Below are 9,504 nucleotides of genomic sequence, written 5' to 3' on the forward strand. Positions count from 1 at the left end.
CGACTCCGGCTGATCTCTTCTTTCCAGTGGGCGAGATAGGGGTATGCGGACATGGGATGGAATTTCCATATATTCGATGAGATTCCATTCGACCATATACCATACAATCCGTGCAATAATGATCGATACAGATTAATGGTTGGGTGCTCCGTCCAGGTCATCACGCCACTTCGTCGCGTTAATGTCCTCTCCAAAGAGTTAAGTTCACGTAGTTCTATCACTCACTGTTTAAAGCGATCCGACCAGACCCACATCCGTTCGATCCGGAGCCAATAGGTTCATAAGCAAAATGTATCGTTCCATTATCTCTTTGCTGATCGCAGTTGAGGCTGCGTCCGGAATGGGGGTAAGCGGACCGTCCGACTACGGTTCATCTGAATGTGCAACTGGACACGCCAGGACAGCCGTCATGCCGTCGGAGCAATATAGAGAACCATTATCGCGTGGGTTAGTCCGAGAGGGCAATGACAATTTTCCCGACATGGCTACCAGTCATGAGATGGTCAAATGCCTCCCTTGCCCGAGCAAAGGGAAACACACTGTCGATCACAGGCCTAGGCCGGACGCGGTCCATGCGCGCGCAAGGTCTTTCACCATCGGTCTGTCACCCACAGGGGGCGTTACATAGAACGGGCACAGATATCCGCTAAAGCCCGGAATCCCCGAACGAGACGGTCTGATGGAAGCCGAATGACAGCTGTGCGGCGAGGATAAGCCGGAGTTGCCTTGCCGCCTTATCAGTCGACCACCCGAACAAGTACCTTGCCAGTGACGGCCCCCTGTTCGAGAGCGGTGTGTGAGTCTGCTGTGCGGTGGAGGGGCACGATCAGGCCAATCACAGGCTTGTAGGCTTTTGCTTCGAGACAGGCGGTGATGTCGATGATAGCAGCCTGCTTGGCCGACAACGGCACGGTGTAGATATAGACGAACCGGAAGACGGCACCGGCGATCATCGCGCGCAGCAGCGGGATCGAACTTTCATCCGCCGCGTCGCGCATCGCGTAGGAGCTGATGACTCCACCGTTCGCCAGACAGTCGAGATCCAGGTCGAGGTTCTCGACGAGATTGACGTCGACAATCCGATCAATGCCTTTGCCCGCCGTGGCGTCCCGTATCCTGGCCGGGACGTCTTCGCCGCGCAGGTTGAGGACTAAATCAGCTCCAGCTTCACGTGCGATTGCCTCGTGCTGCGGTTTGCGGACCGTCGTCGCAACCCACGCTCCCGCCCATTTGGCGAGATGGATCGCGGCCGATCCGACCACCCCGGCACCGCCATGAACCAGAACCCGCCGGCCCTTGAGGTCTCCGTCGGCAAAGAGGCAGCGATGCGCGGTCAACGCCGGAATGCCAAGAGATGCGCCGATTTCATACGACGTCGTGGCCGGCAGCGGCACCGCATTGGCGGAAGGAACGACGACATAATCAGCCGCTGTTCCCTCGGCACGACCTGCCTGCGCTTCAAAGATCCACACACGTTCCCCAATCCTCGATGCCGGGACGCCCATGCCCACAGCTTCGATCACACCGGCACCATCCTGGTGAGGAATGATGCGTTCATAGGGCATAGCAGACGAGAATCCGGTCCGTGCTTTCATATCGGTCGGATTAACGCCAGACATGTGTACGCGCACGAGAACGTCGCCCGCCTTGGGCGAGGGAGTCGGGAGATTGCCGAGGATCAGGACATCGTCCGCCGCACTCTGGCGGTCGTAGTAAATGGCACGCATGATCAATTCCTACTGTTGGAGGACGCCACAAAGCGGACGCTACAGAGCAGAAAATCTTCACATGCAGGCTTTTATGCAAGAAGGCACTTATTTGATATATAGAGATAGATAGTATACTAATAGCCTTATGACATCAGATCCGAAGCCTTTTCGCTGTGCCGTCGAAGTCACAGTCGAAGTTGCCGGCGGCAAATGGAAGCCGCTGATCCTTCATTATCTCCTCGGCGGGACGAAGCGGTTCGGTGAACTACGCCGCCTGATTGGTGGGGTGACGCAACGCTCGCTCACGCTCCAACTCCGGCAGTTGGAAGAACATGGCGTGATCCGTCGTGAGGTGTTCGCGGAAGTGCCTCCCCGGGTTGAATACTCGCTCACGGAGCGGGGCAGGACGCTTGCGCCTGTCCTGGAAGCGATGAAGCTGTGGGGCGAAAATTACGCGGCTCAACAGCTATAGGCGAGCCGCGCGGGTCTGACAGAGCCCAATCCTCCCGCGCCATGTAGCCATGTCCGCGTCGGGGAAACTCAGGGCTGCGCTCGGCGTCCGAAACGAGGCGTGGGCCGTCTGTCTGTTCAACATGGACGGAGCAGGCAGGTGGATAAGGGGGGGAAGCCGAATGTCTGCTTCAGAACTGGCCTGATCATAAACTGCCACCATGGGAGCACGTATAGTCCTTGAATTTTCCATGAGGATTTTTCAGATTCTGACACGTGAGGATGAGGCCGTATAACTATTTCGGGTAATCTTCCGTCAAATGCAGAATCGACTGGCTGCGAAAAAAGTCAGGAGAACTAATTATCAAACGGAGAAAGTGCTTCAATAATTCGGCATTCTGAAATATTACCTCCCCCGCATGATTCTATCATCGTAGAAAGTTCATGGCGCAATGCGATGAGATCCGCAATTTTGCGCTCAATTTCTGCCATATGGTCACGAGCAATTCTATCAACTGTCTTACAATCCTGGGTTCCCTGATCCGTTAGGGATAATAGAGCTCTTACCTGGTCTAATGAAAAACCCAGATCCCGAGATCGACGAATAAAAGACAGTCTCGCGAGTGCCTCATCATCATAAGTGCGATAATTGCCATCGGTCCGCTGTGGCGGAGCCAGAAGACCGATCCGTTCGTAATAGCGGATCGTCTCGACTTTGGTATTCGTCGCCTTCCCCAAGGCACCAATCGATCGCATTCCCTGCCTCTTGACCCTGTAGTTGCTACAGGGAGCATACATTAAAACAGATGATTCGTCAGGGAGGCGCTGGATGGCAGGAGGATGCTGTGGTGGATGCACAGATACGCCGCTACCAATCAATAAATCATGGCGGAGAGCGCTCCTGATCGCGCTTTTTCTCAATGCCAGCATGTTTGCCGTTGAAGCTGGGGCTGGCGTGTCGGTTGGATCTGCATCCGTACAGGCGGACGCGATTGATTTCCTTGGCGACAGCGCCAACTACGCAATAAGCCTCAGTGTTGCCGGAATGGCATTGCGATGGCGAGTTGGCGCGGCCTTTCTGAAAGGCCTGACCCTGTTCATGGCTGGGCTATGGGTAATGGCCAATGCTGGGTGGATAGTAATGAACAGCAACCATCCGCCTCACCCAGACGCAATGGGCGGCATTGGTCTGCTTGCCCTCGCGGTCAATCTGGCCTGTGCCCTCATATTATGGACACACCGGAAAGGTGATGCCAACCGCCGTTCTGTATGGATCTGCTCTCGTAATGATGCGATCGGAAATGTTGCCGTTGTGCTGGCAGCTCTGGGCGTGTTTGGCACTCGTTCTGCGTGGCCGGATATTGCGGTAGCTGCCATCCTTGCGATGCTTGGTATTAGTGGAGGTGTGCAGATTATGCGACAATCGAGAGTAGAACTAACAGATAACAAATCAGATATATCACGACATATCAATGTATAAATCATATAATACTCTAGAATATATTAAGCAGGTAAGGAGACGCACACGCTATAATGCGGCATTCATTCTCCTGATTTTTCCCCTGCTCTGTGGCTGTACAAATAGTGATCACTCAAATATTTCGCCGGAATCAGATGTCCAGAAATTTTCCGGCCGTCAATTTACGGATGCCGGATTGCAAGAATTCATTACAAAAGTTCTCGGACCAAACGTATCGAGTCAGGAAAACGCATGGGGCATCACTCGCCTGACGCTTGCTACCTTGTATTTTCATCCCGATATCCTTGTAGCTAAAGCTGAACTGGAAACGGCTCGCGCTGGAATCAAGACAGCCGGTCAACTGCCCAATCCCAGTTTCACGGTGCTGGGTGGCCCATCGGCTCATTACGTCGGCTACGGCGCGTCAATACTGATCGAATTTTTCGGCAGGCGTTATCACCGTATCAAAGAAGCCAGATATCGGGCTGCCGTCGCGCAATGGGAAGTCATCAATACTGCATGGAAACTACGCAGCGACACGCGGTCTGCTCTTCTCGGCGTCTGGGCTGTATCCGGGCGCCTCAAGCTTGTGGAAGAGACTGCGGCAGCTAAACGCGAACTCTTTACCCTGGAACAGGCACGTTTTGATCAGGGGCGAGCATCCGCTCTCGAAATATCGCAGGTACGGACGGAAATGATCCATGCCGAGTTGTCTGTCAGTGATCTGCGGCGCGAGTATGCCGTCCGTAAGGCAGCTCTGGCAGGAGCAATCGGGGTTCCTGCCGAAGCACTTGATTCCATTGCTCTTGATACAAAAGCATTTGATGTCTGTCCCGACCTCATGGAATACCGCGATTCACAGGACATGAGATACCAAGCCGTAATGCAACGCGCGGATCTGCGGGAACTTCTTGCGTCTTATGACGCCGCCCGACAGGCTCTACGGGTCGAAGTTTCCCGACGCTATCCCGATGTCACCATCAGTCCCGCCTATAACTGGGATATTTCAAATCGCTTTGAGGTAAATCCCTCTCTGCAAATTCCGATTTTCAATCAGAACGAAGGCCCCATAGCTGAAGCTGTTGGGCAGGAGCATGAGGCGGCGGCTCGTCTCCGGCGTGCAGAGAACACGGTGTTTAAGTCCATCTCGCAGGCTACGGCCAATTACCGCGGCACGACATCAATTCTGCTACAGGCGGATGAACTTGCCAAAACCGTACGGGTAAGGCTGAACCAGATGCAGCACCGCCTTCAGTCAGGCGCAATCGACCGACCAACGATGGTTATGACTCATATAGAGCAGATTCAAGCAGAGACCGCTCTTCTTGAAGCAGAAATTCAGCAACGGCAAGCCATAGGTCAGATCGAAGATGGCATGCAGCAGCCCATTTTTGATCACACCAGTGCCGCGCAGGTTTCCGGCCTGCTTGAAAATAACCAAAGGAACTCACCATGAAAGCGAGGGCCTTCTGGCTGCCTCTTGTAGGTCTTTCTGTCTTCCTAGTTCTAAACGTGGCGGACATTGCTGTTGCAGATGATGATGATCCACCAGTTTCGGTTCTTGGCGCAGAGGCGACCGTGACGGTCTCCCCGGAAGCAGTTACGAAGAGTGGCATCGCTTCTGCACGACCCAGCATCGTGCCTTGGAGAAAGTTGGTTCCCGCCTATGGTTACGTTCTGAACGCAACACAACTTATCACTCTTGTTAGTGATTATGCTGACATGAAAGCGCGGCTGGAGAGCATGCAGGCACAGCAGACGCTTGCCCGTGCGAAACTCGATCGTGACAAAGGACTGTATCGCGACCGGCAGAATATCTCTCAGGAACAATTCCAGGAGACAACAGCCAGATTTCAGTCCAACTCAGCTATGGTAAAAGCAGAACAGGTCCGGGTGAATAACGCACTTAATATTATCAGACAGCAATTTGGTTCGGTCATATCTGACGCTACCGAAAAAAATACAATTTTCATTACACAGTTACTTCAACAACAAGTGGTCTTGGTCAAGGTGACCCTTCCACCAGATACGGATCTACCAACCCCACCAAGTCAGGCGGATGTGACCGATTATGGAAACACGGGTGGACACGGGACAATGCTCCACTATTTGTCTCCTGTAACCATGACCGATCCTGCTATTCAGGGGCGTAGCTTTTTCTATTTTGCGTCGGCTGAAAGTCAGCTTGTCGCGGGCATGAATGTTTCCGTTCTCCTGCCTACCGAAGAGGAACGTCCCGGTATCCGGATACCTGCATCAGCTATTATCTGGCTGCAAGGTAAGTCGTGGATATACCGTGATAACGGACACGGAAAATTTACACGCCTACCCCTTACGACCGACGTGCCGGACCGAGAAGGTGGCTACCTGATCCAAGATACTCCAGGACAAATCACACACGAAACGCAAATCGTCGTAGAGCGTACGCAATTACTTCTGTCTGAAGAATTCCGAGCTCAGCTTGAATCAGGAGACGATGACGACTGATGACGGGACGTTCTTTCAGCCTTCAGGCAGCTATTATCGGGTTTTCGATCCGCTTCCGGGGCGTGGTTATCGCAACCGCATGTCTGTTGTTCTTCTATGGCCTGTATGGCTTGAGACATGCCAGCTATGATGTGTTTCCGGAATTCATTCCGCCACGGGTCACGATCCAGACCGAAGCCGCTGGTTTTACGCCGGAACAGGTCGAAACATTGGTTAGTCGCCCAATGGAAATTGCCCTGACCGGCCTCCCGGGTATTCAGCGCGTGCAATCGACTTCGATTCAGGGACTGTCAGTCGTCAACGTCCTGTTTGCGACATCGACCGATATTTATCGCGCCCGGCAACTGGTCGGGGAACAAATGAATGTTGTTGCACAGCAATTGCCAGCCGGTGTTCATGCTCCGACTATGACGCCACTGACCTCATCCGCCGGTCTGGTACTGGTGATTGGTCTGACGTCGGAACAACAGTCCCTCATGCAGTTGCGCACGCTTACTGACTGGTCATTAAGGCCGCGTCTGCTGGCGTTGCCTGGTGTGGCTGGAGTCAGTGTGTTTGGCGGGGAGCGTCGGTCACTCCAGATACAGGTACATCCAGACCAACTCATCTTGCATCATATCGGACTTGATGACGTCCTTGCGGCTGCCCAGGAAGCAACTGGCATACAGGGGGCCGGCTTTATTGATACCCCGAACCAAAGAGTCGTTCTTCAGTCTGACGGTCAGGCCCTGACGCCAGAAAGTCTGGCCCGCACTGTGATTGTCCGCTCTGATAATGGTGCTGTCACACTGGGCAGTATTGCCACTGTAACTGAAGCCCCTATTCCCGCCTTCGGCGCGGCCAGTATCGAGGGAAAAACAGGCATTGTGGTTAATATATGGGAACAGTACGGTGCCAATACGATGGCTGTGACCCGGGAAATCGAGGCGGCACTTACCGATTTCCGCCCGCAATTGCAGGGACAGGGGATTACATTGCATGCTGACCTGTTCCGACCCGCCAATTTCATTACGACCGCATTGGGGAATGCCACACGAGCATTGCTTCTGGGCGGTTTTCTGGTGGTTGCCGTAATCTTTCTTTTCCTTTTTGACCTGCGAACCGCTGCAATCTGTTGCGCCACCATACCTTTGGCTATTCTGATAGCCCTGTCGTTGCTGGAGACACTCGGGGTTACTTTGAATGCCATGACCCTGGGGGGGCTTGCTATCGCCATCGGCGAGGTCGTGGATGACGCCGTGATCGGGGTCGAAAATGTTACACGCCGATTGCGTGAGAACCGGCTTCTGGTCCAGCCCGCATCTACAGCGCGCGTCGTACTCGATGCATGCGTTGAAGTCCGCAGTGCAGTGGTTTACGCGACCTTTGCTGTCATTATCGTTTTCTTGCCTGTCATCGCCCTTCCCGGACTTTCGGGACGACTGTTTGCTCCACTGGCAACAGCTTATGTTCTTGCGGTCATGGCTTCTCTTGCCGCTGCTGTAACCGTTGTACCTGCACTCTGCGCATGGCTCTTGGCGACGCCTGGAGAAACCCGGAGAGAGCCCCCCCTGGCAGGATGGACCGCCAGAGCTTATGAACGTCTTCTGGCCAGATTAATGCGCCATCCCCGATTTGTTATAGGCGGGATGATCCTGACCACCTTGATAGGGTTTGCGGCCCTTCCATTCCTTGAAAGCGATTTCATTCCTGATTTCAAGGAAGGTCACCTTATCATTCATATGACGGCTGCTCCGGGGACTTCCCTGGAACAGTCTCTGAAATTAGGTAGACAGGTTACAGAAAAACTTCGTCAGCTTCCCGAAATCCGTTCGGTTGCTCAGAGAGTCGGACGCGCCTCGCTGGATGAGGACACGTATGGACCACATACCAGCGAGTTTGAGGTTGATTTGAATCAGGTGGATGGGAAGGCTTCCCGACAGATTGATGCCCGCGTTCGCAAAGCGCTTGACGGGTTCGTTGGGGCCAGTTTTTCTGTCAGTAGTTTTTTGACGATGCGCGTAAACGAAACCCTTTCTGGTTCGTCTTCGGCTGTGGCAATCAATATTATTGGCGATGATCTGGATGTATTGGATATCCAGGCAAATAATATTGTCCGCATGTTGCATCAGATACATGGCGCAACAGATGTCCGGATAGAAGCACCCCCTGGTGTTCCGGAACTTGCTATTCGGCTACGCCCTGCTGATCTGGAGCGCTGGGGGCTTCGGTCGGCGGATGTACTCCGATCCATCCATACAGCCTGGCAGGGTGAAACCGTGGGGCAGATATACGAGCGTTCTGCGGCTTTTAATGTTATGGTTCGTCTTGATGACGCAAGTCGTAATGATGTTGCGTCTGTCGGCTTCCTGCCACTGCATACTGTTCACGGAAACTACGTACCACTCCGCGCTGTCGCAGACATATATGAGACGAACGGTCGCTATCAGGTGTCACATCTGGGAGCACAGAGAACACAGACTGTCACCGCAAATGTTACAGGACGATCAACTCAATCTTTCGTTCAGGACGCACGCACGGCTATAGCAAAAAATATCAAACTGCCTCTTGGAACCTACGTTCAGTTTACATCCGCAGCGGAAGCTGAATCACAATCACGCAAGGAACTGTTTATAAATTCCGGGCTCGCTGCCATAGCGGTCATGATTCTGCTCTCAATAATCACACAAGGATGGCGCAATCTCGCTCTGATACTCGTCAATCTTCCCTTCGCATTTGTCGGCGGCATTCTGGCAATCATTGTTTCCGGCACAACGCTAACTCTTGGGGCAACAGTCGGCTTCGTTACTCTATTCGGGATTACGCTTCGGAATTCGGTGATGATGATTTCGCATTTTGAGACTTTGGTCGAGCGGGAACATCTCACATGGGGAGTAACAACAGCGCTCCGGGGGGCCAGAGACCGCGTCGTCCCCGTACTCATGACATCGCTCGTTACGGCGCTTGGACTGGCGCCTCTGGCTGTTGATATGAATGCGCCTGGGCGGGAAATCGAAGGACCTATGGCAGCTGTCATTCTTGGAGGGCTCATGACATCAATGATACTTAACCTGTTTGTTTTGCCTATTCTTGCTGTCAAATTTGGTAGTTTTTCTGAAAACGAAACGGGAGTTCCGGAAACCTTGTTCAAGTGACAGGTATGGGCCACTGCTGCACAGAACTACTTGAAGATTATGTCCGATATGCCAATAGAACCCAGAATGAAAACTGCTTCCGTATCACGCTCGGCCACCATTCGGTCTGACTCGACCTTCTGGTTGGGTTCGGAATTGCCTTCATGAATCTTGACGCTGTCCAGAAAATCTGGATTGCCGCCCGCACCGAACATCATCGTGTCAAGGCCGAAAACCGAAAGCATCGTTGCCCGATCCAAATGATTTATACCAAGGGCTACTGTCG

Annotated in this window: 9 protein-coding genes; 5 read left to right on the top strand and 4 right to left on the bottom strand. The window is 53.2% G+C overall.

Annotation, left to right across the window (positions count from 1 at the left end):
• Positions 1 to 448: 448 nt before the first annotated feature.
• Both AC1RQ9_RS17910 and AC1RQ9_RS17915 read right to left on the bottom strand, forming a co-directional pair.
• Positions 449 to 574: a zinc-binding dehydrogenase gene (locus tag AC1RQ9_RS17910; protein WP_082267141.1), complete on the bottom strand. Its 126-nt coding sequence runs from the start codon at positions 572 to 574 to the stop codon at positions 449 to 451.
• A gap of 163 nt (positions 575 to 737) precedes the next feature.
• The gene (locus AC1RQ9_RS17915) at positions 738 to 1,727 is read right to left on the bottom strand and encodes an NADPH:quinone reductase (protein WP_159264425.1); all 990 of its coding nucleotides are present in this window, start codon (positions 1,725 to 1,727) and stop codon (positions 738 to 740) included.
• Positions 1,728 to 1,854: 127 nt separating this feature from the next.
• On the opposite strand from AC1RQ9_RS17915, the gene AC1RQ9_RS17920 reads away from it, so the two are divergent.
• Positions 1,855 to 2,181, top strand: a complete 327-nt coding sequence (locus AC1RQ9_RS17920) for a winged helix-turn-helix transcriptional regulator (RefSeq protein ID WP_019092466.1) — start codon at positions 1,855 to 1,857, stop codon at positions 2,179 to 2,181.
• A gap of 335 nt (positions 2,182 to 2,516) precedes the next feature.
• On the opposite strand, the gene AC1RQ9_RS17925 is transcribed toward AC1RQ9_RS17920, so the two are convergent.
• A complete protein-coding gene (locus AC1RQ9_RS17925; RefSeq protein WP_003618791.1) occupies positions 2,517 to 2,915 on the bottom strand; it encodes a MerR family transcriptional regulator in 399 nt (132 codons plus the stop codon).
• Positions 2,916 to 2,988: 73 nt separating this feature from the next.
• Here AC1RQ9_RS17925 and AC1RQ9_RS17930 point away from each other — a divergent pair, with 73 nt between their 5' ends.
• Genes AC1RQ9_RS17930 through AC1RQ9_RS17945 form a run of 4 tightly spaced genes read left to right on the top strand, consistent with a single transcriptional unit; the run spans position 2,989 to position 9,239 of the window.
• Positions 2,989 to 3,639: a cation efflux transmembrane domain-containing protein gene (locus tag AC1RQ9_RS17930; RefSeq protein WP_159264422.1), complete on the top strand. Its 651-nt coding sequence runs from the start codon at positions 2,989 to 2,991 to the stop codon at positions 3,637 to 3,639.
• On the top strand, positions 3,632 to 5,074 hold the full coding sequence (locus AC1RQ9_RS17935) for a TolC family protein (RefSeq protein WP_217420443.1): 1,443 nt from the start codon (positions 3,632 to 3,634) through the stop codon (positions 5,072 to 5,074). Before AC1RQ9_RS17930 ends, AC1RQ9_RS17935 begins: the two co-directional genes overlap by 8 nt.
• The gene (locus AC1RQ9_RS17940) at positions 5,071 to 6,105 is read left to right on the top strand and encodes an efflux RND transporter periplasmic adaptor subunit (protein WP_146891046.1); all 1,035 of its coding nucleotides are present in this window, start codon (positions 5,071 to 5,073) and stop codon (positions 6,103 to 6,105) included. The genes AC1RQ9_RS17935 and AC1RQ9_RS17940 overlap by 4 nt, the downstream gene beginning before the upstream one ends.
• Positions 6,105 to 9,239, top strand: coding sequence for an efflux RND transporter permease subunit (locus tag AC1RQ9_RS17945; protein WP_217420444.1), 3,135 nt, complete (start codon positions 6,105 to 6,107; stop codon positions 9,237 to 9,239). The genes AC1RQ9_RS17940 and AC1RQ9_RS17945 overlap by 1 nt, the downstream gene beginning before the upstream one ends.
• Positions 9,240 to 9,265: 26 nt before the next feature.
• Here AC1RQ9_RS17945 and AC1RQ9_RS17950 read toward each other — a convergent pair.
• Positions 9,266 to 9,504, bottom strand: a 239-nt coding sequence (locus tag AC1RQ9_RS17950) for a hypothetical protein (protein ID WP_485987993.1), incomplete at its 5' end; no start/stop codon positions are given.

It is taken from the genome of Komagataeibacter ossonobensis (genome assembly GCF_057359305.1).